General features: G+C 61.7%; 23 protein-coding genes. 10 read left to right on the top strand and 13 right to left on the bottom strand.

Going from position 1 to position 24610, the window contains the following annotated elements:
• Positions 1-141 precede the first annotated feature (141 nt).
• On the top strand, positions 142-1884 hold the full coding sequence (locus O7B34_RS28085; RefSeq protein WP_337149075.1) for a hypothetical protein: 1743 nt from the start codon (positions 142-144) through the stop codon (positions 1882-1884).
• Positions 1885-1893: 9 nt separating this feature from the next.
• On the opposite strand, the gene O7B34_RS28080 is transcribed toward O7B34_RS28085, so the two are convergent.
• From O7B34_RS28080 to O7B34_RS28040, 9 genes are all read right to left on the bottom strand, one after another.
• Positions 1894-2094, bottom strand: coding sequence for a hypothetical protein (locus O7B34_RS28080; protein ID WP_032935364.1), 201 nt, complete (start codon positions 2092-2094; stop codon positions 1894-1896).
• Positions 2095-2174: 80 nt separating this feature from the next.
• Positions 2175-3221 carry a UDP-glucuronic acid decarboxylase family protein gene (locus O7B34_RS28075; RefSeq protein ID WP_337149074.1) on the bottom strand — a complete coding sequence of 349 codons (1047 nt, stop codon included), beginning with the start codon at positions 3219-3221 and terminating at the stop codon, positions 2175-2177.
• A 23-nt stretch (positions 3222-3244) separates the two neighbouring features.
• Positions 3245-4348, bottom strand: a complete 1104-nt coding sequence (locus O7B34_RS28070; RefSeq protein ID WP_337149073.1) for a CgeB family protein — start codon at positions 4346-4348, stop codon at positions 3245-3247.
• Positions 4345-5439, bottom strand: a complete 1095-nt coding sequence (locus O7B34_RS28065) for a CgeB family protein (protein WP_337149072.1) — start codon at positions 5437-5439, stop codon at positions 4345-4347. The genes O7B34_RS28070 and O7B34_RS28065 overlap by 4 nt, the downstream gene beginning before the upstream one ends.
• Positions 5436-6566, bottom strand: a complete 1131-nt coding sequence (locus O7B34_RS28060; protein WP_337149071.1) for a CgeB family protein — start codon at positions 6564-6566, stop codon at positions 5436-5438. Before O7B34_RS28060 ends, O7B34_RS28065 begins: the two co-directional genes overlap by 4 nt.
• Before the next feature lie 2 nt (positions 6567-6568).
• A complete protein-coding gene (locus tag O7B34_RS28055; RefSeq protein ID WP_337149070.1) occupies positions 6569-7669 on the bottom strand; it encodes a glycosyltransferase family 4 protein in 1101 nt (366 codons plus the stop codon).
• Positions 7654-8946, bottom strand: coding sequence for a TIGR04295 family B12-binding domain-containing radical SAM protein (locus O7B34_RS28050; protein WP_337149069.1), 1293 nt, complete (start codon positions 8944-8946; stop codon positions 7654-7656). Before O7B34_RS28050 ends, O7B34_RS28055 begins: the two co-directional genes overlap by 16 nt.
• On the bottom strand, positions 8943-10022 hold the full coding sequence (locus O7B34_RS28045) for a GDP-mannose 4,6-dehydratase (protein ID WP_337149068.1): 1080 nt from the start codon (positions 10020-10022) through the stop codon (positions 8943-8945). Before O7B34_RS28045 ends, O7B34_RS28050 begins: the two co-directional genes overlap by 4 nt.
• Positions 10019-11125 (bottom strand): NAD-dependent epimerase/dehydratase family protein, encoded by a 1107-nt coding sequence (locus O7B34_RS28040; RefSeq protein ID WP_337149067.1) that lies wholly within the window; start codon positions 11123-11125, stop codon positions 10019-10021. The genes O7B34_RS28045 and O7B34_RS28040 overlap by 4 nt, the downstream gene beginning before the upstream one ends.
• A gap of 213 nt (positions 11126-11338) precedes the next feature.
• Here O7B34_RS28040 and O7B34_RS28035 point away from each other — a divergent pair, with 213 nt between their 5' ends.
• Positions 11339-11611 (top strand): hypothetical protein, encoded by a 273-nt coding sequence (locus O7B34_RS28035; RefSeq protein ID WP_027144343.1) that lies wholly within the window; start codon positions 11339-11341, stop codon positions 11609-11611.
• Positions 11612-11811: 200 nt separating this feature from the next.
• Here O7B34_RS28035 and O7B34_RS28030 read toward each other — a convergent pair whose 3' ends face one another.
• A complete protein-coding gene (locus O7B34_RS28030; protein WP_337149065.1) occupies positions 11812-12531 on the bottom strand; it encodes a response regulator in 720 nt (239 codons plus the stop codon).
• A gap of 180 nt (positions 12532-12711) precedes the next feature.
• Between O7B34_RS28030 and O7B34_RS28025 the strand changes: the two genes are divergently transcribed.
• The 3 genes from O7B34_RS28025 (at position 12712) to O7B34_RS28015 (ending at position 17012) form a co-directional block, all read left to right on the top strand.
• Complete coding sequence (locus O7B34_RS28025; protein WP_337149064.1) at positions 12712-15852, top strand: CheR family methyltransferase; 3141 nt, start codon at positions 12712-12714, stop codon at positions 15850-15852.
• Positions 15849-16226 (top strand): response regulator, encoded by a 378-nt coding sequence (locus O7B34_RS28020; protein ID WP_337149063.1) that lies wholly within the window; start codon positions 15849-15851, stop codon positions 16224-16226. The genes O7B34_RS28025 and O7B34_RS28020 overlap by 4 nt, the downstream gene beginning before the upstream one ends.
• 519 nt (positions 16227-16745) lie before the next feature.
• Positions 16746-17012: a hypothetical protein gene (locus O7B34_RS28015; RefSeq protein WP_337149062.1), complete on the top strand. Its 267-nt coding sequence runs from the start codon at positions 16746-16748 to the stop codon at positions 17010-17012.
• A 302-nt stretch (positions 17013-17314) separates the two neighbouring features.
• Here O7B34_RS28015 and O7B34_RS28010 read toward each other — a convergent pair whose 3' ends face one another.
• Complete coding sequence (locus O7B34_RS28010) at positions 17315-19615, bottom strand: FdhF/YdeP family oxidoreductase (RefSeq protein WP_337149061.1); 2301 nt, start codon at positions 19613-19615, stop codon at positions 17315-17317.
• 201 nt (positions 19616-19816) lie between these two features.
• On the opposite strand from O7B34_RS28010, the gene O7B34_RS28005 reads away from it, so the two are divergent.
• From O7B34_RS28005 to O7B34_RS27995, 3 genes are all read left to right on the top strand, one after another.
• Positions 19817-20035 (top strand): hypothetical protein, encoded by a 219-nt coding sequence (locus tag O7B34_RS28005; protein WP_337149060.1) that lies wholly within the window; start codon positions 19817-19819, stop codon positions 20033-20035.
• Between the two features lie 73 nt (positions 20036-20108).
• Positions 20109-20711 (top strand): diguanylate cyclase, encoded by a 603-nt coding sequence (locus O7B34_RS28000; protein WP_337149059.1) that lies wholly within the window; start codon positions 20109-20111, stop codon positions 20709-20711.
• A 112-nt stretch (positions 20712-20823) separates the two neighbouring features.
• Positions 20824-21051 (top strand): hypothetical protein, encoded by a 228-nt coding sequence (locus O7B34_RS27995; RefSeq protein ID WP_337138533.1) that lies wholly within the window; start codon positions 20824-20826, stop codon positions 21049-21051.
• A gap of 259 nt (positions 21052-21310) precedes the next feature.
• On the opposite strand, the gene O7B34_RS27990 is transcribed toward O7B34_RS27995, so the two are convergent.
• A complete protein-coding gene (locus O7B34_RS27990; protein ID WP_337149058.1) occupies positions 21311-21700 on the bottom strand; it encodes a DUF982 domain-containing protein in 390 nt (129 codons plus the stop codon).
• Between the two features lie 149 nt (positions 21701-21849).
• On the opposite strand from O7B34_RS27990, the gene O7B34_RS27985 reads away from it, so the two are divergent.
• On the top strand, positions 21850-22593 hold the full coding sequence (locus tag O7B34_RS27985; RefSeq protein ID WP_337149057.1) for a DUF4142 domain-containing protein: 744 nt from the start codon (positions 21850-21852) through the stop codon (positions 22591-22593).
• Between the two features lie 21 nt (positions 22594-22614).
• Positions 22615-23217, top strand: a complete 603-nt coding sequence (locus O7B34_RS27980; protein WP_337149056.1) for a general stress protein — start codon at positions 22615-22617, stop codon at positions 23215-23217.
• A gap of 353 nt (positions 23218-23570) precedes the next feature.
• Here O7B34_RS27980 and O7B34_RS27975 read toward each other — a convergent pair whose 3' ends face one another.
• Entirely contained in the window at positions 23571-24464 is an 894-nt protein-coding gene (locus tag O7B34_RS27975; protein WP_337149055.1) for a LysR family transcriptional regulator, read from the bottom strand.
• Positions 24465-24610 lie beyond the last annotated feature (146 nt).

The raw sequence follows: 24610 nt of genomic DNA, 5'->3' as shown, positions 1-24610 counted from the left end.
TGCTGTTCAAAGGTAAGTTCCTTGCGCCGAACCACCACCGTGCCGGAATGTTCCTTGGTCGCTCGAAAAATTGCGCGAGACGGCATGGATCGAAGCTGCACCCGCCGCGTTGCCCGCACGGCAAGCATTGGAAATCGATCGATGATCGTCTACGGCGACCACAAGCGGACCGAGAACGCACCACAACTTCAAGAGGCAGCGATCGAACTGGCCCAAAGCCTCGATCGGATGTCTCGCGGCATCCGGCGCCATGCTGCATTGGTCGGGCTATTCATCAGCGTGTCGGAATTGGTTCAGGGGCTCGCCGATGTCGACTTCAAGGTCCTGGGCGTCGACACCAATTCGCCTTCGCAACGGCAAGGCGCCGAGTTGCTGGTCGGGCTTGCGGCAGAGGTGGCGAAGTCGTGGCGAAGCGGTTTCGCCTTAGGCGGTGGCATCGATCCGCGACTGCTCCAATTGCTGGCGGCGCTCAATTGCAAGGCAGAGGTTTTGACTGGTTCGGCCGAGGGTTACGCGCATTATGCGCTTTATCCCGAGAGCTATCTGGGCGCGGCACAGGAATCAGGTCTCGACGCGAACACATGTGTGATCGGCATCCGCAGTATCGGCTTGGGGCTTGCGGCCATGGTGGCCGCCGCCATCGGTGCGCCGCCGCCGATCAGCCTGCGTCCGATCGGCCATCCTTTCGATCGGCGGGTCAATGCCGATCCGCGGTTGGTCGCTGCCTGGAGGAACGAGCCGTCGGCTCGGTTCGCTGTCGTCGACGAAGGTCCCGGCCTGTCGGGAAGTTCTATCCACGCCGTCGTCACGTGGCTGCGGGACCTGGGTATCGATAGGAGCCGCATTCACCTGTTCCCCAGCCATTCGGGCGATCCGGGCGCAGAAGCGTCGCAGGACGTCCGGGAGACATGGATGCGCTGCCTCAAACATGTGGCGATGACGTTTGAACGCACCTTTCCCGAAAGCTCGAAAATTCCAACGCTGCGCGATTGGGTAGCCGAGGCGGTCGGCAGTCCGGAATTGCGTTTGACCGAAATATCCGGCGGCGCGTGGCGAACCCTTCACTATGCCGACCAAAAGCGCTGGCCACCGAGCACTCGCGGCACCGAGCGGCGAAAGTTCCTGGCGTCCGCAGGTCCAGATCGCTGGCTCGTCAAGTTTGTTGGCCTCGGCGAAACCGGGCAGCGCAAGATGCGGGCCGCGACGATGTTGCATCAGGCCGGATTCGGGTCGCAAGTCGCCGGACTCTGCCACGGTTTCCTGGTTGAACGGTGGGCTGACGGCACCACGCTGGATCAGCTGCCGCTGCCCAGACAAAGACTTGTCGCGGAGTTCACGCGCTATCTGGCCTGGCGAGCGACCAATCTGCGAACCCGCGAACCGGGTGCTTCATTGCCCGCCCTCGCGGAGATGGCCGTTCACAACGCTTCCGAGGCTTTGGGCGAAAACCAGGCGGCGAAACTGTGGAACTGGTTCTCGAAACAGGCTGTCCCGCAGGTACTGGAACGCGTCGAAATCGACGGCAGGCTTCACCCCTGGGAGTTTCTGATCGGTGCAGACGGCACGCTGGTCAAGGCGGATGCCGTCGACCATTGCCGGGGACACGATCTGATCGGCTGCCAGCCGATAGAATGGGACATTGCCGGCGCCCGCGTCGAATATGGTTTGTCCGAAGGCGAGGCGGCGTCGTTGATCGGCGGCATGGGTGACCGCATTGACGTCGGGCTCGTCGAGTATTTCCAACCTTGCTACCTGGCGTTTCAGCTGGGGCTGTGGAGCATGGCCGCTCAATCCGAGGACGGACGGGAACGAGCAAGGCTGGCAGGGACAGCCAACCGATATGAGGCAGGACTGACACGGTTCCTGGACAAGGCCAGGGCGTGACAGTTCCCCTCAATCCAGGCTTCGCAGCATGTCGGCTTCCTGCTCGAGAATACTGGCCACTTCTTCCCGCTGCAGGTGGGTCATCATCAGGCTGACGCAGCACTCCAGATAGGTGATCGAGGCTCGCCGCAAATAGGCGGCCGTCTCCTGTTCCGCCATCTTGTCGATATCCGGTGCGGATCGCTTGGGTCGCATGAGGATGTCCTCCATATCTGGTCCTCTCGCCAAACCACAAGCTTGAGCGGATGTTCCGCCGGAATCGACCGCGAAGGGGTGGCTGCGGTCCAGCATCAGACAGGGAGGTTCTGCAGCCCGCCTGATGTGGACCTCGCCCTCGGGGCGCGACCTGCTATTTGGTTGCCGACCGGAACGCCTTCGAGGCTCGCGAAATAGCCGATCGTCCGGGCGAGCCCCTCGTTGAGAGGCACTCTTGGCATCCAGCCGAGCAGCGCTTTCGCGCGCGAGATGTCGGGCTGCCTGCGTCGAGGATCGTCCTGCGGCAGCGGCAGAAACGTCATCTCCGATTTGGTGCCGGTCATCGCCTTCACCAATGCCGCCAGCCGCATGATGGTGAACTCTCCGGGATTGCCCAGATTGATCGGCTTGCCCGGATTGGCATCGAAATCCATCAGACGCATCAGCCCGTCGATCAAATCGGAGACGTAGCAGAAAGATCGTGTCTGCAAGCCGTCGCCGAAGATCGTCAGCGGGCGCTTCTCGAGCGCCTGCATGATCAGGTTCGAGACGATGCGGCCGTCCGCTGGATCCATCCTCGGCCCGTAGGTGTTGAAGATACGTGCGACACGAACGTCGGCCTTGGCGGCTCTCAGATAGTCGAAGCAAAGTGTTTCGGCGGTGCGCTTGCCCTCGTCGTAGCAGGCGCGTGGGCCGGTGCAGTTCACATGGCCGACGTAATCTTCCCTCTGCGGATGTTGCTCCGGATCGCCGTATACTTCGCTCGTGGAGGCCTGCAGCAATCGGGCATCGTTGCGGGCGGCGAGTTCGAGCAGATTCAATGTTCCGATGACACAGGTTCGCGTGGTGTGGATCGGATCGGCCTGGTAACGCGGCGGCGAGGCGGCGCATGCCAGGTTGAAGATGCGATCCACCGGCTCACCAAGCTCCAATGGACGGCAGATATCCTGCTCGATCAACCGGAACCCCGGCTTGTCCATGATCGCGCTGATGTTCTCCATGCGACCGGTGAGAAAGTTGTCGGCGCAGATCACGCGCCAGCCATCGCGTAACAATGCTTCGCAAAGATGCGAACCGAGGAAGCCCGCGCCACCGGCGACAAGCACCGTCCTTGCCCTTTGCGCCTTTTTTGTTCGTCGCATCGCGATTTTCTCCTGTCTGCCAGTCATGCTGCACTTCCGATGTCGAGGTCGAGGACCTCCGCCTCCTTTTGCGTAAGCGCCGTGATGAATTTGCGAGCCCTGGCCACACCGGTATGGGACGCAAGGACGAGTTCGCGTGCCCGGTCGGCCATGGCGAGACGTGTACGAGCCGATTCCCGGGAAAGAATGACGACGACATCGTCCGGCCTCTTGGCCGTGTGGATCGTCGATGCGGGAAAGAAACTGTCGAGGCCTGGCCAGCGGTCGCTGATGATCGGCGTGCCGCAAGCGGCTGCTTCGAAAAGGCGCACGCTGGGCGACCATCCCGCTGCAATCATTGAACGGCGGGTGACGTTCAGCGTGTAGCGTTGGCGGCTGTAGAACGCGGCGTGACCGGCCGGCGGCAGATGTTCGATGCGCTCGACATTGTCGGGCCAATCGATGTCGGAGGGATATTGTGAGCCGGCGACGACGAAACGGCGGTCCGGCATGCGCCGTGCAGGCTCGAGCAGGAGCGCGTTGAGCGTGGCTTGCCGGTCCCCGCTATAGGTGCCGAGATAGCCGAGATCCCAGCGGACCGGGTCGGCGGTGCGGTGATGCCGTTCCGGATCGACCGAACAGTAGAGCGGCTCGGCGCGGCGTGCGCCGAAGGTCTGCGCCAGATCGTTAAGCACCGGGCCGCCGGCGAAAGAAAAATAGATGTCGAAGTAGGGGATCTGGCGCCAGCTCAGATAGTCGCAATCATCCGCCGACAGCTTTGCCAGGGTCACCGGCGTGTCGATGTCGTAAAAGCAGAGTTGTCCTTTGCAAAGTGAAGCGACGATGTCGATAACCGCCCGCCCTTCCGGCACGAAGGAGCCGATGACCACGATATCGGCCTGCTCCAGGCACCGTGCATGGTCGCGCTGAAGCTCCGGTACGGTTTCGTAGTAGCGCAAGGCGCAGAAGTCCGGATCGCGCAAATCGCGGTGATTGGCGTACCACGGCACATCGCGCTCCAGGAAAGTCACGCGATGGCCGAGTTCGTGAAGACCTTTCAGCAGACCTCGAAAAGTGGTGGCGTGGCCGTTTCCCCACGACGAGGACAGCGACAGGCCGAGAAAGACGATGTCCAACTGCTTGGTCATTCGGCCGCCTCCACGGTCCCCTGCGTCAAATGGCGTTTGAAGACTGCATCGGTCATGGCCGCGCGCAGTGCGTAGGTATGGTCGGCGAGAACACGGCGAAGCGCGGCCTGGCCGATTGCCTTTGCCCGACGGGGTGTAAGCGCCTGCATGATTTCGGCGACATCATCGCCGTCGCGCGCCACAAGGATTTCCTCGCCGGGTTTCAGGAACAGCTCGACGCCCAACCAGGCATCGGTGATCAGGCAGGCGCCGGCACCGGCCGCCTCGAAGACACGCGTGGCCGGTGAAAAACCGTTCGCGGCCATGCTGTCGCGGCTGATGTTCAAGACGGCCTTTGGCGTGACATTGAAGGCGTTGTGGTCGCGGGTACCGACATGGCCGAGCCAGCCGACATTGGCGGGGAGCGGCTTGTCGCCCCAGCCCGATCCGCCAAGCAGGAAACGTTGTTCCGGCAGCTGGCTCGCAGGATCGAGGAAGAACGATCCGACACGGGCTTCACGATCCGGCAGCCTGTTTCCGAGGAACGCCAGATCGCAGGCAAAACGCGCATTGCCGGCGACCGGGTGGTGCGTTTCGGGATCGAGCGCATTGTAGATGGGCACGCACTCGTTCGCGCCCATGGCACGATAGGCCCAGACGACGGGATCGCCGCCGCCATAGGTCAACACAAGGTCTATTTCTTGCAGCGCACGATGGAGCGGGTGGTCCGGCTCGTCGCGCAACCGGGCGAGCGTGGCCGGCGCGTCGACGTCCCAGAATACGGTGAGCGCGTCGCCGCGGGCGTGGTCGAGCACGGCGCGCAGCAGCGCCTCATCCTCGAAGCCGACACCACTCGCCTTGACGACGATATCGGCCTCGGCGGCCCGCTCCGCCACCTGCATCAGCGCGTGCCGGGTCGCCTCATAGACGACGACGGAGCACCAGTCCGGCGCCTCGATGTCGCGGTTTTTCTGCCGGTCATAGACGTCAGGCTCATAGAAGGTGATTTCATAGCCCAGTTGCGAAAGCGCCTTCAGCAATCCACGGTAATAGGTCGCGGCACCGTTCCAGTAGGACGACAAAAGGCTCGATCCATAGAATGCGATCTTCATTCGGCGGCTTCCTTTGCGGCGGTCGGGTCGGCGGTGTGCAGATTCGTGCATTGCCAGAGCACGTCGAACAATTCGTCGACGCGGTGACGACAGGTGTGCCGCGAGCGGATGGTCTCAAGACCCGAGGCCACCAGGGAGGCCGCGAAATCGGCATCGGCCAGCACCGCCTGTAGGTGTTGCCGCATTTGCGAGCCATTCTCGGCAAACAGGAAGTCAACGCCGGGCCTGAAAAGCCGCTCGACATCGGACCACGGTGCTGAAATCAGGGGGATGCCGCAGGCGAGTGCCTCGAACATGCGGATCGTCGGAATTCCAGGCAATCTTTCACGATAGGGGCGCCGTGGGATGTGCACCGTGAGACGGTGCGTGGCAAAGGCCTTCGGCACGTCGGCATTGGCGATCCACCCTTCGTAGCGCAGACCGGCGGCGGCCAGATCGGCAAGAGCCGGCTTGGGATAGCGGACACCGTGAACAGTGGCCTCAAGGCCGAGATCGCGCACCGGTTCGATCAGGAACTCCCTGAGTTCGGCGGTCCGCTCGTCGTCGCCCCAGTTTCCGATCCAGACCAGATTGGACGTGGCGTGGATTTCCGGGTGCGGCATGAACAGGCGATCGTCCGCCGCTTCATGCCAGGTGAAGACACGCTTGCCCCAGCCGGCGCGCAGATAGCTCTCGCGCAACGCTTCGCCAAAGGCGAGAACGCCGTCATAATGCTCCAGATGGAGCGCCGAGATTGCCTCGGTGGCCGACACGGCCCGGTGATGGGTGTCGTGAAACAGAAGGATGAAGTTGCCGCCATCGGCCCGGGCACGGCCGACTCGAGCGACAAGCTCCGGGTCGGTCCATTCGTGGACGATCACCACGTCGGCCTCGGCGATCCAGGCGTCGTGGTCGAACCCGGCATCATAGGTCACCGGCATCAATTCGGGGAAATCCATGCGGAAGCGTTCGATCGCGAAGGATCCCTTCTCGGCCAGCAGGTTTGACCGGCTCCAGCCGTCCGCCGGCTCCAGAGCGATGGCCTGATGCCGGCGCGCCACCAGATCGCGCATGACGCCGCGAAGGAAATGGGCATTGCCGTGGTTCCAGTCGGAGACGAGCGAGTGGGTGTAGAACAAGAAGCGCATGATCAGCGCTCCGCCACGGCTAGCGCCGTCTTTTCGTAGACATCGCGCATGGCCGCGGCCTGCCTCGCCAGCGTGTACCTGCGGCTTCGGCGAAGGGCGGCCTGGCCGAGCTCTCGCCTATGCCCGGCATCGCTGGAAAGACGATTGACGCAGGCGGCGAGATCGTGCGGGTCGCGCGCGTCGAAGAACATCGCGGCACCGTCCCATATCTCGCGATAGGTCGAGATGTCCGAGAGCACCAGGGGCGTTGCCGACATAGCCGCTTCCAGCGCCGCCAGACCGAACGGTTCGTAGAGCGACGGCGATACAAAAATGCCGGCGCGGGCCATCAAGGAGCGCACCTCGTCATACGGCAGCGCCCCGAGAGAAACGGCGTGGTTGATGGTGGCACGCTCGCCGTTTGGGCCGTGAATCGAACCGGCTGCAAAGATGGGCCATTGCGTCAACGAGGCGGCCTGGTCGACCGCCATCACGTTCTTTCCCTGGTCCCACCAACGGGCGGCGGCGAAGACCAGCGGCTGGCGGTTTTCGGCCTTCGGGACCGGCCGCGCCCCATTTCCGACGACGTGCAGGCGTGCGACCGGGCCATAGCAGGTCTCGAGCAACTCGGCATGGCTGCGGCTCGGCGCGATGACGGCGTCGGCCCTGTCGAAGCCGCGCTTGTTGCGCTCTTTCTGCCAGGTCCATACGCCGTCCAACGCCTGTCCCCTGACGGAGTGGAACCATGTCGTCACGCATGAATGCGAGACCGCTATGACAGGGCAGGGCGCATCCAATTCCACCGCCTGCGTCGGCGCGTTGAGATGGACGACGTCGATGGCGTGGTCACGCATCGGCGCACGCAATTCCCCAGGCAAACCGTCGAGATCGCCGGCTTCGTGGGTCATCCAATCCAGCGGCGTGTTCAGCCAGATCAGCGTCGCGAAGGACCGCGCCTCTTCGGCCTGTTGCCTGGATGGTTGCGGTCCGAGGCCGGCGAACACGATGCTGTCGCCGCCGTTGACCAGTTCCCGGCCGAGATCAAGCGCATAGCGCCACACCCCGCCCATGGCGTCGACGGTCATCAGGATGCGGCGCTTGCGCGGCCTTAGTGTCCGCAACATGCCGCCTCCAGCTCCGCCAGCGGACGCGGGCGCTTTTCCTGGATGTCGCTGAACTTCTGGAACGAGGCGAGGTAGTGATCATGGGCGCGCTCCCAGGCGAGATCGTCGGGTTCGCCCCAAAGCTCGCGATAGCTGGGCGAACTCGGATAGGGATAAAGCGGTACGGGTTCATTGGCCCACACGCCCTTGTCGATCAGATGGGCTCGCCAGTAATCGACAAGGGCAGGATCGTCCTCGACGACGCCGATGAGATTGGCCTGGACGAAGGGAACGTGGCGTCTGGCCTTGACCAGCAGCGCGGCCAGTTCCTCGGTGCCCAGCCGGCAGCGCTTCGCGAGCATCGCCCGCCCTTCCACCGTCAGGCTTTCGAGGCCGGCTTCGATGGAGACGCAGCCTGCCGCGCCCAGCAATTCCAGCAGCTCGGGTTTCCATAGATCGATGCGGGTCTGTACGCCGAATTTCACATCGCGCTCGACCAACGCCTCCAGCAACGCTTTTTGCGGCAGGAAAATTTCGTCGATGAAGTAGATATAGCCGACGCCTTGGGCAATCAGTCGATCGATTTCGGTCACCACCGCTTCGTGGTTCCGGCGGCGATAGGCATCGCGGAAGTCGATCTTGGCGCAGAAGCTGCAATTGTAGGGACAGCCGCGTGACGCCTCGACCTCGGCGCCGAACCCATGCTGTTGGTCATCGAACCTGTGATGGTGATGCGAATGGGCGGCGATCCAGTCGGATGGCCATTCAAGCGGCGGATGATCGACAAAGGAACTGACGTGAACGCCGCCGTTCGAAACCAGACTGGCGTCCCGCAGATAAGCGGTCGAGTGCACCGCGCCCCAATCGTCGCGCCGGGCAAGTTCAGCGACGACTTCCTCGCATTCGCCGCGCACGACAATGTCGACGCCAAGCTTGCGCAGCGTCGGCGCCGGCGTCGCCGAGCCATGCGGCCCGACCGCGACGGTGCGTCCGCCACGCCCGGCGAGACGATTGAGGAAATCGGCCGGCACGCGCAACTCCGGCGGTGCGCAGCGCCAGAACAGATAAGTCGGCGCGGTGCTGACGACCGTCATCGCCGGCGCGAACTCAGCCACGCGTTCGCAGAGCCCGGAATTGTCGAGCTTCTGTAACTGCCCATCCAGCAGCAGCACCTCATGGCCGGCCGCTTCGAGCATGGCTTTCGAATAGCCGAGTTCCAGCGGCAGATGCGGTTGGCGGCAGCCGAAATAGATGCTGTCGTCATACGTCCAGGAGGGGTTGACCAGGGCTATTCTCATGCGACGTACCTCACGGCTTCGGGGTGAGGCTCGAGCCGGTGGCGCCGCAGCCAGTCGGCAAGATCGCGAATGCCCTCGCGCCACGTGACCTGCGCCTTCCAGCCAAGCGCGGCCTCGATCTTGCGGGTATCGGCGACGAAGAAGGGCTGATCGCCGGTCCGTTCCCCATCGTGGCGGATCGAAAGCTCACGGCCGGTCAGGCCCTCAATCTCGCTCAACAGCATACGCAGGCTGAGCGCATTTTCTGGTCCGCCGCCAAGATTGAATGCCTGGCCCCTGGCCGTCTCGATCCGGTCCAGAACGGCCCTGTAGGCGGCGACCGCATCGGAGACGTGCAGGATGTCGCGCACCTGCCTGCCGTCACCATAGATGGTGATTTGCCGTCCCGTCAGGGCGCTGAGCAGGAAATGCGCCACCCAGCCCTGGTCCTCGGTTCCAAACTGGCGCGGTCCGTAGATGCAGCTCATCCGCAGCACCGCCGTCGGCATGCCGTAGGATTTGGCATAATCGAGTACATACTGGTCCGCCGCGCCCTTGGAGCAGCCATAGGGTGTGCAGAAATCCAGGCCGCGGGCCTCATCGATGCCGCTGGCCTGGATGGCGCTGTCGCAAGGTATGTAGCGGTCGCCGTCCTCGCGAACCGCGACATCGGGAAGGCTGCCATAGACCTTGTTGGTGCTGGCGAAAACCACCGGGATGCGCTCACCGCTCAGTCGCGCCGCTTCCAGCACGTTGAACGTTCCCCGAAGGTTGATGTCGAAATCCTCGTCCGGCCGGACCAGGCTCGTGGTGACGGCCGTCTGCGCGGCCAGATGGAAGATCGCCCTGGATCTCATCAGAACCGGCGCCAGGGCATTGGCGTCCCGCACATCGATGGTCTCGACGGTAAGGCGGCCGCCGTGCTTCTGGGCCAGCCATTCAAGGTTCTGTTCGACGCCGGGACGGCTGAGATTGTCGACCACCAGCACCGGCTCGCCATCCGACAACAGGCTGTCTGCCAGGTTCGATCCTATGAAGCCGCTGCCGCCGACGACGGCGACCGGCGCTTCGCGACGGTTGCGTGCGCCCGGGCTCATGACACCAACCCACGCTCTTCGAGCTCGCGCTTCATTTCGGCGCCGCGGTCGACGGCCACCGTATTGCGCACCCAGGAGACGAAATCGCCGAGAGAATTCTCCAATTGGCGGCCCGGTTCGAAGCCGAGCAACTCACGTGCCTTGGAAATATCGGCGAAGCAGTTGCGTATATCGCCGGAGCGCGCCTTGCCGAGCAGCTCGGGCGAGCGGTTCGGGGTTCCCATGGCCTCTGCCAGCAATCGCGCGACTTCGCTGATCGCATAGGCCCGGCCGCTGCCGATGTTGATGACGTGGCCCTTTGCCTGACGTTGCTGCAGCGCAAGGCGAAAGGCGCGGGCGACGTCCTGCACATGAACGAAATCGCGCTTCTGTTCGCCATCCTCGAAGATCATCGGCCGTTGGCCATTGGCGAGACGTGAAGCGAAGTTGGCCAGCACGCCGGTATAGGGATTTGATAGTGCCTGGCCGGCACCGAAAACATTGAACAGGCGCAGCGCGACCGCATCGATGCCGTACGCTTCGCCGAAGATCAGCACGGCGCGCTCCTGGGCGTATTTCGTCAGCGCGTAGATCGAGGCGAGATCAACCGGCTTTTCTTCGTCTGTCGGCAGCGGCGAAAGGGGTTCGCCTTCCGGCGACAGCGGATCCCACTGTCCGCTTTTGATGTCGCTTGGCTTGCGCCGGGCATTGTCGATGCGCCGGCCGTCGGGCGTGGCATAAAGGCCCTCGCCATAGACGCTCATCGAGGAGGCGACGACGATCCGCTCGACCGGGTGTTTGATCAACGCCTCGAGCAGCGTCGCCGTGCCGAGGTCGTTGGTGCCGACATAGCGCGCGATCTCGTACATCGATTGTCCGACGCCCACTTCCGACGCCAGGTGAATGACAGCGTCGACGCCTTCCAGCGCCTGGGCGACGGCCTCGCGGTCGCGGATGTCGCCCTTGATCAGTTCGGCTCCGGCAGGAAGCGCGATCGCTTCGCCCGCATGCACCTGCTCCAGCAGGGCGTCGAGAATGCGAACCGAATAATCCTGGGCGATGAGTTCTTGTGTGACGTGGCGACCGATGAAGCCGCAGCCTCCTGTAACCAATATGCGTTTCACGACGACTCCTCAGACGAGTGACTTCGGCGCCCCGAACTTCTCGGCAAAAGGTTTGTTCCCTCTGGTTCAACAAAGTTCCCTTCCAGACCTTCGTGCGAAGCAAGACACCGCCGTCAGCCCTTGACGCTGGAACATTGCCGCCGGTGTGCTGTTAGGACGCTCGACAGCCGCCGTGACGCCGACAGGGCGGGGCCGATGATCAAGGAGATTTCAATGTCGCAGTCCCAGACGACCACCAATCACGACGAAATTCGCAAATGGGCCGAGGAGCGGCAGGGTCGCCCGGCGGTGGTTCGCACCAAGGGCGAGGGGGGCATCCTGCGGATCGACTTCGGCGAGCCCGAGGAAGCATTCGAGCCCATCGATTGGGACGAGTTCTTCCGGATATTCGACGAGAATGATCTGGCGTTCCTGTATCAGGCCAAGACCAGCGACGGAAAAGCCAGCCGCTTCAACAAATTCGTCGAGCGCGATCGCAAGGGCTGAGAAGGCTGGCCTGGCAGCCGGTCCTGCCGGACCCCAGAAAATCTCGAAATTCGCTGGAACAATCTATGGCCTCATTGCTTCGGGCGCTGAGCCAGAAAGGCGATCCGGCAAGATCAGGCACCTGAAACACGGGAGTTGCGGATGACGGACGATCGCAACCCCCAAGGGAAGCGACTTAGCTCGGGCTCCGAGGACAAAATTCAATGCATCAGCTTTGCGCCGCGGTCCTTCACCACCTCTCGCATGATGTCGTTGAGCCAGTTTTCGGTCGACTGGCCAAGCCGCCTGTGGTCGACGTTCCGGATCGCTTGCTCGAGTGTCCTCTCGACCAGCCGGTCGGATGCGTTGACATCTCCCAGCAAAAGACGCGCCGCGAGCCGCAGTTTGGGCAAAAGCGCGAAGACGTCGTCTGGCGGAGGGGGCACGGTGATGCCAGCTCGTTCCGACGCCTGCGCTGGAAAAAGGGCATTGAACACGGCTTTGCTGCCCGAGGATTTTCGCAAATTGCTGGCGTAGCGAAGATGCTCGGGAATGGCGATGTCGTTGTCGCCGCTGAAGAACACGAACGGGATGCCCCGGCGCATCAACTTGTCCGCGATGGGAAACACGCGTCGGCCGTTGAGATTGACGTCCAGGATTGCAGCTTCGGCCTGATCGGTGTGTTCGGAAGCCTGCTCGACGGTTGCCGCGGGGCCAAGGATGATGGCGCCCATATTGCTGAAAAACCGCGCAAGATCTCCGGCCATCGACCATTCGTCTTCGACAATCAGAATGTGCAGGCCCCGCAGATCGCGCACGTCGTCATCCCTTCTTCGAACGGAGTTTAGGATGCAGAGAAGTTGTTCCCCAGTTTCTGTCATCCAGCGCTGCCTGCAATCGTTTCGCAAGCACCAGCATGCGGTCCGGGACGGGCCCTGCATCGAGATATTCGATTGATTGAGGCGCCCCCGGCGCCATTGGTGCCAGGAGCTTCAGGCCAGCAGAGCGTTTCGTCATTGAACCACCACGGATGTCGGGTTCAACGTCATCCGTGCTGTCTTGTTCCATTCTGCCCGCGCGCTATATGGTTATGTCCTGTCCGAACCGGCCTTGAAGGAGTCATGTCGGGTCGGGCGAAAGGGGGACGTGCCGTGACAGCCCGATCAATCAAGTTCCCCATCGTCGGCGTCGGCGCGTCCGCGGGTGGCATTCCCGCGATGGAAGGGCTGTTCAAGGGCATCACCAGTCAGCCCGGCATGGCGTTCGTGATCATCACGCATCTCAGTCCCAAGCGCAACAGCCTGCTGCATGAGGTTATCGACCGCTACACCGAGATGCCTGTCGTGGTGGTCGAGGACGGCGTGGCTGTTGAACCGGACCGCGTCTATGTGATGCCCGAAAACGTCACTCTCGTCATCGAGAATGGCATGCTGCACCTGCGGCGGCCCAATGGGCTTACCCAAGAGCGCAAACCCATCGACATCTTCTTCAGCGCACTGGCCGAGGACCAGGGCGAATACGCCGTCGGCGTGATCCTTTCGGGGGGTGATTCCGATGGAACCTTGGGCGCCAAGGCCATCAAGGAGCGGGGCGGGCTGACCGTTGCGCAAGCGGCTGACGGCTACGGTCCACGCAATCCCGACATGCCGCAGAGCGCCATTGCCAGCGGGCTCATCGACGTCGCCGTGCCGGCCGAGGAGATTGGGGCGAAGCTGGAGGCTTATGCCCGCGGCTTCGACGCGCTGGACGGGCTGACGAACGAAGAGGACGTCCATACGGCCGACATAGATCAGGTCCGCGAACAGATATACGGGATTTTGCGCAGCCACTCCGGTCATGACTTTTCAGGCTATAAAACCAAAACATTCCTGCGCCGGATCAAGCGGCGCATGCAGATCGCCCAGATTCAGTCCATCGGCGCCTATATCGACTGGTTGAAGAAGGACCCTCGCGAGGTGATGAACCTGTTTCGCGATCTGCTGATCAATGTCACCAACTTCTTCCGCGATCCCGACGCCTTCGAATTGCTGGAACAAAAGATCATCCCGCGGCTCTTCGACGGCAAGACCGCGAGCGATACCGTCAGGGTCTGGGTTCCCGGCTGCGCCACCGGCGAAGAGGTGTTCTCCATCGGCATCCTGCTGCGTGAACACATGGAAACGCTTTCTGCCGTTCCGCGCGTCCAGATATTCGCCACCGACATCGACGAGCCGGCGCTGGCGGTGGCGCGCGCGGCACGCTATCCCGAAGCGCTGATGCAAGGTCTTTCCCCGGAACGCAAACAGCGGTTTTTCAACGGCGATGGCGAAAGCTACGTCATCAGCAACGAAATCCGCGAACTGTGCATCTTCTCGCCACATAGCGTCATTCGCGATCCGCCCTTCTCGCGCATGGATCTGGTTTCGTGCCGCAACCTGCTGATCTATTTCGGTCCAGCCATTCAAAGCCGCGTGCTTCCTGTCTTCCACTATTCGCTGAAACCCGGTGGTTATCTTTTCCTCGGCACCTCTGAAAGCGTCGGGCAGCACGAAAATCTGTTTGCCACCGTCGACAAGAAACATCGGCTCTTCCAGGCACGTGAACATGCCTCGCCGCACATCAGGCTGCCGGCCCTGATCGGCGATGCCCATTCCGGCGTCTTTCCCGCCGAAACCACTGGCTTGAAGAAGGGAACGGTCGGCTATCCGCTGCGCCAGGCTGTCGAGGCGCAGGTGCTGGAGCGGTTCGCGCCGCCGCATGTCCTCGTCAATGCCGAAGGCGACGTCGTCTACTATTCGGCGAGGACCGGCAGATACCTCGAAGCGCCGCAAGGTATCCCCAGCCGCCAGTTGCTGACGATGGCGCGTCGCGGGCTTCGGCTGGACCTGCGCGCCGCATTGAGGGAGGCGACGACGACACGCCGCACGGTCGTGCGGGACAACCTCGCCGTCGAGGAAGACGACGAACGCGTGCAACCGATCAGGCTGACGATCGAGCCGCTCGCCGAGAGGGGCAATGGAGAGCCGCTTTACCTTGTGCTCTTCGAGCCGTCGGGACCGACGCAGGCCCGATCCGATGAGGACGGCGGCAGTCGTGACAGCGACAGCACCGCCGATCTCGAGCGGGAGCTGCGCGACACAAGAGAACGTCTTCAATCCACCATAGAGGAATACGAGACGGCCCTCGAAGAGGTGAAATCCTCGAACGAGGAACTCGTCTCCGTCAATGAAGAGGCGCAATCCACCAATGAGGAACTTGAAGCCTCCAAGGAAGAGATGCAGTCACTTAATGAAGAGCTCAACACGATCAACGCGGAGTTGACCAGCAAGATAGAAGAGCTCGATCACGCCAACAGCGATCTGCGGAACCTGTTCGAAAGCACCGATATCGCGACCATTTTCCTCGACCGCAGTCTTGTGGTGCGGACCTTCACGCCGGCGGCCTCGTCCTTCTTCAGCCTGCGCCCCTCCGATGTCGGCCGGCCGTTGACGGATCTGTCGAGCCAACTCGATTATCCCGAGTTGAAGCAGCACATCGACAAGGTGTTCGAGACAGGCGAGACCCTGAACCACCATCTTGCGCGTGATTCCAGGGGCCTGTTTCACATGGTCCGCATCAACCCCTATCGGGACAAGGGCAACAGGATACAGGGCGTCGTGGTGACACTGGTCGATGTTACCACCCTGGCGCGGGCGGAAGAGCATCAGCAGGTGCTCATCTCGGAGCTCAACCATCGCGTCAAGAATATGCTGGCGGTGATCGCCAGCATCGCCAACCGCATGCGGGACAGTTCCGATACGAAGGAAGAGTTCGCGGACGCGTTGATCGGTCGGCTGCACGCCATGTCCCGGGCCTACGGAGTGCTGACCCGCGAGAGGTGGAAAGAGGCTTCGGTCAAGGAATTGCTCCACCAGGAACTCGAACCGTTCGGCATCGAACGGATCGAACTCGATGGCGACGACGTTAAACTCGGCCCGCAACAAGGGCTTTCCCTCAGCATGGCCATTCATGAACTGGCCACCAATGCGGCCAAGTATGGCGCCTTGTCCAAGCCCCGAGGCAGGATCGGCGTCAAATGGGCGATGGATGGCGACAATTTCACGCTTGGCTGGCGCGAAAAGGACGGGCCTCCCGTCAGGGAGCCGTTGAACAATGGCTTTGGGCTGAACCTGTTGAAGGGGGAAATCGGCTACAGGCTCGGCGGCGATGTCGAGACCTCCTTCCGCAAGGACGGTCTCGAGGTTCAGATCGCTTTTTCGGCAAACCATAAGGACGCGCCATGAGCGACAGACCGCACGTTCTGGTGGTCGAGGACGAGTGGCTGATCGCGGAGGACGTCGCGTCTGACTTGCTTGCAGCGGGCTATCCCGTGGTCGGCCCTGTTTCGTCCGTTGCCGCCGCGCTTCAACTTGTCGACGCGGACAAGGTCGATGTGGCGTTGCTGGATATTCAGCTCAACGGCGAAACGAGCCTGCCGGTCGCGGAAGTCTTGCTGGCTCGCGGCACTCCGTTCGCGTTCGTGACGGGATTTGGGGAGCGTGATGTTCCTGTCCCGTTTCGAAACTGCAAATTCGTGGCAAAACCAACAAGCGAGGCGGCCATCCTCACTGCCGTGGCTGACCTTGCGTCGCTTCGCGCAGCCAAGAAACGGTCGTGATTTAAAGCCAGCCCTGCGATCAATCCAGCGGCTTGTCGGTAGGTCGGGGCGCGTCGTGCTCGCCCGGCGTGGCCGACCGGCATTTCGATTGGCGACCGGGTTATACAGCGGAACGCTCGAGCGAAAACGGAGTGTGTCTCATGCGCGCGTGGATGGCTCAGCCATGCGGCCGCAAACGTCTTGCAGAGACCGGGTCCGGCTTCGAGGTCGGCTCGGATGCGTGATCACGAAGGACCAGTCGATCGCGCCGTTCTGGACTTCGCCAAAAGCGGATCTTCCTTTCAGGCGAACAACTCAAAGATGGCGAAGTGGAACAACTGACGTCGATGCAGGTTCGGTGTCGTGCGGCGTCGTCGCTCCCCTTGTTTGACGCTGCACGATCGGGTTCCCCTCAGCCTGATCAGCCCGCGCGCTCCCTTGCCGGGAGGCGCGGGCTTTTCCGTCAGCCGAGCGATCGTGTTTTGAACTCGGGCGGGAACAACCCACCCGTTCGGCAGTTCGGCGCGCAGGAGAAACGAAATGCACTATGCCGATGAAATCGCGCTCAGGCGCGTGAAGATGCTGGTCGAACAATATGTTCTCGCCAGAAGCAGGAGGTATGATTTTGTCTCGACCGAACTGGCGTGCCAGGCCATCCGTCAGCTGGTTCGCAGCCCGATCGAAGATACCGAACTCGATCATTTGCTGGCCCGAAGTGCGGTCAAACAGGGACTTTCCGTGCGGTTCGACCGAATAGGTCACTTGTCGGCTGCTTTACCTGAACTCATTGGGGAAAAGTCAGTATGAGAGCCTTGTGGACACTGTGTGCGGCATCGGCGTTGCTCCCCTTGGCCGCGTGCAACAACAATGCCGACCCCGTCAAGTCCAAGACGGATACGACGAACAGCCAGCCGGTCGACCAGAATCCGGTGACGGATACCGATCCGACACCACAGACCAGTACCGGCGGGGATCAGCAAGGCACGCAGCCAACACAGCCGGCATCGCCCAAGCCGCCTGGCGGTTAAGAGCCATCCGGTCCAGGTGGGCCCGCTGCTTGTCCGGGTTTGTGACGCCGCCGGGAAATGCGAAGCGACGCCCGTCTGGTTTCAGCCAATAATTCTGACTGGAACGGACTTAACGGCGGGAACGTGGGCTTTCTTGGCGCGATGCCAGAGGGGCACCAGGGGATTGAGCTCTGGATAATAGCCGGCGCAGTTGCCTTCGGGCACGGAATAGGGTGTCACGCGCAAGCCCCGCACGCGCCGCTCGACACCGTCATCCGCATGGGTTTCGAGATCGATCTGCTGCCCCACGGTCAGTCCGAGCCGCTGGATGTCGGCCTCGTTCATCAGCAAGACCATGCGTGTGCCATGGATGCCGCGCAGCCTGTCATCATAACCGTAGACGGTTGTGTTGAACTGGTCATTGGAACGCACCGTTATCAGCGTCAGGACCTTGCGCCCCGATATATCGATGTCGGGATTCGTCTCGAGCGTCGTCGGCAGCTTGAAATTGGCCTTCTTGTTCGGCGTCTCCCAAATTCGCTTCGACGCCTTGATGTCGCGATGAAAGCCTCCCGGCGTCAGGAACCGTTTGTTGAACTGGCGAAAATGCTGAGGGATGCAGCGTTCGATCTCATCGCGAATGCGGGAATAGTCGGCAACCCACTCGTCCCAGGGGATCGAGCTCGTGCCCGGTACGGTAGCCTTGGCCAGCTCGGCGACGATCTTCGGCTCTGAAAGCAGATTTGGCGAAGCTGGCGGGCGCGATCCGAAGGAGCCATGGATGCAGGCGGTGGAATCCTCCACGGAAACCGTCTGATCACCGCTTTCCTGCCGGTCTCTCTCCAGCCGCGACAGGCAGGGCAACAGATAAGTTACCGCCCCGGGGATGAGATGACTGCGGTTGAGCTTGGTCGCGATCTCGACATGCAGGCCAAGTCCCCGCCAGGCTTTCTCGACCAGGCCGGTTTCAGGCACGGCGCGCACGAAATTACCGCCCAGGCCGATAAAGCCCTTCACCGAGCCGGCAATGACGCCTTCGCAGGTCTCGACGGTATCGAGGCCTTTTTCGCGCGGGGGCTCGAAAGCATAGAATTCCGCGAATTTGTCGAGTGGAACGAGTTCAGGCTTTTCAGATATGCCGACGGTGCGCTGGCCCTGGACATTGGAGTGACCACGCAGCGGCGAAATGCCGGCGCCGGGTTTTCCGATGTTGCCACGCATCAGCAGCAGATTGCACAGCATCTGCACGTTCTCGGTGCCGTGCCTTTGCTGCGTCAGGCCCATCCCGTAATTGCCGATCACCGCATTGGAGCGGCCGTAGACTTCAGCCACATGCTCCAGATCCGCTCGCGCGATGCCCGACCGTGTGACGATGTCTTTCCACTCGGCAGCGCGTAAATAGGCTTCGAATTCAGCAAAACCGTGCGTGTGTTCGGCAAGGAACTCGACATCGAGGACGCGCGAATTTCCATTCTCCCGAGCTGCGTCGTCGAGTGCCAGCACCGCCTTGGCAATGCCGGTCATCGCGGCAATGTCGCCGCCGCTGCGGACCTGGAAGAAGTCGCTGGACATCTTGGTGCCGGGGCCTGGCGACAACATCTCGACGGGATCCTGCGGATTCTTGAAGCGCTTAAGCCCTCGCTCCGGCAAGGGGTTGAAGGTGAACACCGGCACGTCGCGTTGGCGAGCATCCTGCAGCGGGTGCAACAGCCGCGGCGCCGTCACGCCGGTGTTGTGGCCGAAGAAGAACATCATGTCGCATTTGGAAAAGTCTTCGAGCTGCACGGTTCCAACCGGCGAGCCGATCGACTCGGGAAGTCCGACCGAGGTCGATTCGTGACACATGTTGGAAGAATCGGGCAGGTTCGACGAACCATAGATGCGGGCGAAGAGCTGATACATGAATGAAGCTTCCAGCGAGGCGCGGCCGGATGTGTAGAAGACGACCGACTTCGGATCGAGCCGCCGAAGTTCCATGCCGATCTCGGCAAAGGCTTCATCCCAGGAAATCGGCTCATAGCGATCGGTGACGGCGTTGTAGCGCAGCGGATCCGTGAGCCTGCCTTGCTTTTCCAGGTCGCGATCCGGCCAATCGAGCAGTTCGGTAACCGAATGCCGTGCGAAGAAGTCCGGACCGCAACGCAACTTCGTCTGATCCCACAGGGTGGCCTTGGCGCCATTTTCGCAAAACTCGAAGGGCCGCGGCTCCGCTGGCTTGGCCCATGAGCAGGAAACGCACATGTAGCCGTCTGCCTTGTTCTGCTTGAGCAGCGTGCTCCATATCCCCGACATCAGCAGGCCTTCGCCATATGCCTTGCGGATCAAGGAGGACAGGGATCCCCATCCGCCCGTCGGGTGGTCGTATTTCTTGATTTCGACATGATCGGTAACGGCAGGTTCCATGACGGTCGTCCTTGCGAATGCCAATACCAAACCTCGCCCCTGCTTGATTGTTCCCGGGTCCGTGAAGCGAACGTCGCTGGTGCAATTCGGCCGCGCTTGCCAGGCTGGTACGGACGACAACCGGTGCCGCGGCATCGGTTCGCGCCTGCTTGTGGAACTATTTTGGTCATTGGCTGTTCGGGAAGGGAAGGGAGCAGCACGATGGAGCAACGCAACGCGGTGATCTCACTGGTGATAGCCGCAGTCATTATCATCGGGTTCCTGATCGGCTTTCACTACGTTGACATGGGCTGGCGCACCTCGCCCCTGAAACGGGCGCCTGAGCAGAATCAGGGCGGCAACGCTCCGGCGGACACCTCACCGGCCGCGGGCATCCAGAAAAATCCCAAGGAAAATACCGAAATGCCGGGGCAGCAGTGATCGAACCCGCTGCAGTAGCAGCTTGGCTCACCAGTGTCGCTATCCTTCATATGAACTCGGACGAGAGGACGTTGTGCTGTCAGATCCCACCGTTCTGATCCTGATGTATTTTCTTCTCCCGGTCTGGTTGGTCGCTGGTTTTGCAGACTGGCTCTGCCATCGCGCTTCGCATATCGAATCGACGACCGGCGCCAAGGAATCGTTGATCCATCTCCTGATGTTCATCGAGGTCGGCATACCGCTGCTTGCCGCCATGTTCCTCGACGTGAACGCCCTGGTCATAGCCATCATGATCGTCACCTTCTTCATTCATGAGGCCACCGCGATGTGGGACGTTCGCTATGCCACCACGGCGCGCACGGTAACGCCGGTCGAGCAGCATGTGCACAGCTTCCTGGAGATGATCCCGCTGATGGGGCTGGTCAGCGTCGTGTCCCTTCATTGGGGACAGTTTCTCGCATTGTTCGGGGCAGGACGGGAAACCGCGCGCTTTGATATTGCCTGGAAATCGCAGCCGCTGCCGGTGACATATATCGTCTGCGTGATGGCCGTGATCCTGCTTTTCGAATTGCTCCCTTATCTAGAAGAATTCGTCAGGGGGTTACGTGCCAATGCCGGCAGGCTCATTCCATCGAAAGCCAGAGGACGCGACCCGGGCCAGACGACCTTGCGGTGACGCGCTCAGCGGAAACGATGTCCCAGCCGTCTGGGCGCTGGCGTCCTGTGCGGAACATCTCTGCCGGACTGCCCATTATCAGAGGGTGAGAACACGGACATGGAGTGTGGTGATGGGCATCCTTTCCGATCTGGACAAGAAGCTGACGGACAACATGTATGAACATGGCAGTGCGCTTACCGACGCAGTTGCGGATCTGCCGCAGGCGGTCGTTGAAACCGTCGACCGGCTGATGCCTTTCATTCAGCCCGAAGCGCGCGAGACAGTGAGAAATCAGGTTCTCGGCATGGTCCACGAATACAGGATCGAGAACCCCCCGAGCCCGGCCGAGCAGGATTGAACTAACCGTTCTGGTCTATCGCGTGGGGCGCGGGTTGGCTCCCGTTTTGCGCTTTGTGGCCGTTGAACCACAACCAAGCCGCGATGATCACGACCGCCACGATCACTATCCAGGCTATGAGACGAGGCATTGCGGAATCCTCCGTGCCAGCAATCCATCAACGTGATGGTGACAGAGGCAGGTGTAGGATTGACATCCTGGCCATAGCCTCTCTCTTTCGAACAAACTCTGCCAAATCCGCAGCGGCGGTTTGCAATGGCTAAATTTGATCGAGCAGAATCCTGGCGTCCTTGGCCGCAACGATGAACGCCTGTCTTGCGACCCTTGGAGGCTTTTCGCCACGCATCACGGCAAGGCACGCCCTGAGCGCGGCAAGACGCACTTCGGATTTCGGCTTTGGCCAGTCCCGCAGCAGCACTTCAGCGGCATCGGACACAGAGACCACGACCCTGTCGCGGTCTATGCGGCCAGGTTGAATGATGATCGGCTTTCTGAAATGGCCTGTACGCACCTGCCCCTCCAAGACCTGCTCTAAAAGCCTGTCCAAGGAGAACGAGGCGCGCAGACCGCTCTCTAACTCCGCGACCGTCGATTTGTTCCAGCGTATTTGGCGTTGGAATGGCGGCGCCTGGAAATCACTCGTTTCCACGGCGGTTTTTTGCAGCCACGCCTGATGGCTTCTTCACGGATTGTGGCGCTGCGGGGTCCGCCGGCATGTCGCCTCGGTGGGAGGAACAAAGCGCATCCTGGCTTGTTAGTACCGCAACACAAATTCGCTCACTGACAAGGACAAGGCTGATGAAAACACGACATCTTCTCGCCTCCTTCGCAGCTGCTTGCGTTGTTCTCGCAATGCCTGCCTTCGCTGCCGACAGCGCCCAGGATTTCGTCGACAAGGCTGCCGTCGGCGGCAAGTTCGAAGTCGACTCGAGCCGGATTGCCCTGGACAAGGTTCAGGACCAGGGCATCAAGGATTTCGCCCAGATGATGATCCGGGACCACGGCGCCGCCAACGCCAAGCTGGAAGCGGTCGCGGGCGAACAGAAACTGAAAGTACCGCCGGCGCTCGATGCCCAGCACCAGGGCGATGTGGACAAGCTCAAGAATGCGCAGGGGCCGCTCGATCCCGCTTATGTCGACCTGCAGCGCAAGGCGCATGACGACGCCGTCAAGTTGTTTGAAAATTATGCCAGTGGCGGTGACAACGCGGCACTCAAGACTTTCGCCCAGCGAACGGTTGGTACATTGAAGATGCACCAGCAGACGATCGAAAAGATCGCCGCCAGGCAAGATGCGATCACGGGACCGACAACGCCGGCGGTGAAGACCGACAATATTCCCAACGCCGCCGCTCTCGTCCCCGGCGCGAACAGCTTCACCGAAGCCCAGGCCAAGAGCCGTATCGAGAATGCGGGATATTCAAACGTGTCGAAGCTTACCAAGGACGACCAGGGCATCTGGCGCGGCCAGGCGGCCAAGGGAGGCGAAAACCTCAACGTCGGGGTCGACTACCAGGGCAACGTCGTTGCCGCGGGCAAGTGAGTATGGATCAGGAGAAATCACATGAAGACGGTAACCGGACTGTTCGACAATTATGACGACGCGGCCGATGCGGTCGGCGAACTCGAGGCGACGGGCATTCCACATTCCAATATCAGCATCGTCGCCAACAACTCGGATGACTGGTATGAGGCAAACCGTTCCGAGGCCGCCGAAGACGCGGGCAGCGGTGCGGGAATCGGAGCGGTGATCGGCGGTGCCGGGGGCCTGCTCACGGGGCTGGGCGTCATGGCCATCCCGGGTGTCGGCCCGGTGGTCGCGGCCGGATGGCTCGCCGCCACCGCCGCGGGGGCGGTTGCCGGTGCCGTGGCCGGTGGAGCGGCCGGCGGCATTATCGGCGGTCTGACAGAGTCGGGTGTGCCCGAGCGCGATGCGCACGTCTATGCGGAAGGTGTACGCCGCGGCGGCACCTTGGTGACGGCCAAGGTGGACGACGAACTCGTGTCGAATGCCGAGGAAATTTTGGGTCAGTCCCGATCGGTTGACCTGGCTGAACGCCGCAGGATGTACGAGGCAGACGGCTGGACCGGCTTCGACGTCAATGCGGGCGAATACGTACCCAAGGAGGTCGATCGCGACGGCGGCCGCGCAATCAATCGACCCTGAAAGCGAATCCCGGCCCTGGCTGCGAGCAGGGGGGCGGACGGGGGCGGTGTCGGCTTCGGGACGTGGCAAACTTGCGCAACGACCGATAAGCGGCGCAAGACTTCACTGCCTTAGCGACAGCAACTTCCAAACAGGCACGAGGTGTCGTGAACGGCGGATTTGCCCAGCAAGACCTCAACGCCTACTCGGTTGAGCGTGATCCGCGTGAACGTTCAAGCCTGCGGCGTCCGGCCCATTGGCGCGCTTACCCGATCGTGATCGGGAGCCATAGCGCTGGTCGAATAGATTGCCCACAAACACGTCTCTTCCTGTCCCAGGGAGCGCTCCAGCGCAATGGTTCGCCCCATTCGGGTTTAACGGTCGACACCCCAAACGTCCGGATTTCGTGCGAAGTACTCGATCAGCATTTCGATGAGGACCCGGACTTTCCGCGCGGGGTGCCTACCCGGCGGCCGGACGACATAAACGCCTGCAGAAGGTGGGGGATAGCGTGTCATCACCGGAACTAGCGCGCCGGACGCAACATATTCGTATGTGATGCAATCGGGGAGCCAGGCGATGCCGAGTCCCGCCGCCGCGGCAACGGCAAGCGCCGTGGCGTTGTCGGCTTTGAACCTGCCCTGCGGCTGAACCGTGACGATCTTGTCGCCATCCATGAACTGCCAGGCTTCCGTTCCTTGCATGAGGGCTTGATGGTTGACGAGCTGTTCCACCGTCTGAGGTGAACCGTGCGCTTTGATATAATCCGGGCTTGCGACAAGCTTTCCATAGATCGGCCCGATGCGCTTCGCGATCAAGTTGGAGTCCTGAAGGTACCCGACCCGAATCGCGCAATCGAAACCTTCGGCGATCAGATCGACGAAGCGATCGCTGTAGGAGGTGTGGATGTGGAGCTGCGGGTGGTGTTGCGCCATTTCCGCAAGCACGGGAGCGAAGTGGGTCGGCCCGAAAGAGAGCGGCATGGCAACCCGCAGGCGGCCGCGCAGCTCACCGGTGGGGAGGATCGCTTCCTTGGCCGTATCGATCTCGGCGCTTGCCCGGGCAGCATGGTCTCTGAACGTCATTCCCGCTTCTGTAAGCGCGGCGCCGCGGGTCGTTCGCGCAAGAAGCTGGACGCCAAGCTCAGCTTCAACCCGAAAGAGTCGCCGACTGACGATTGACTTGGAGACGCCGAGCCGGCGCGCGGCGGCCGATACGCCTCCTGCGTCCGCCACAGCGACGAATGTCTGCAGATCCTCGATGTCCAACTTGGCGTTCCTCATTTCGCGACACAGCTTGCCTGATTATGGCACTACCGCATCACCAAGAGGAACAGCAAATTGCGTCCAGGCAACGTCGCCCGCTGGCGCATGTCTCCCGTGAACCCAATGCCGTCGATGGCGGCAGAGAAAGG

The organism is Mesorhizobium sp. Cs1299R1N3 (assembly GCF_037179625.1).
Classification (GTDB): domain Bacteria; phylum Pseudomonadota; class Alphaproteobacteria; order Rhizobiales; family Rhizobiaceae; genus Mesorhizobium; species Mesorhizobium salmacidum.
This window is presented reverse-complemented; position numbering and strand designations above follow the sequence as displayed.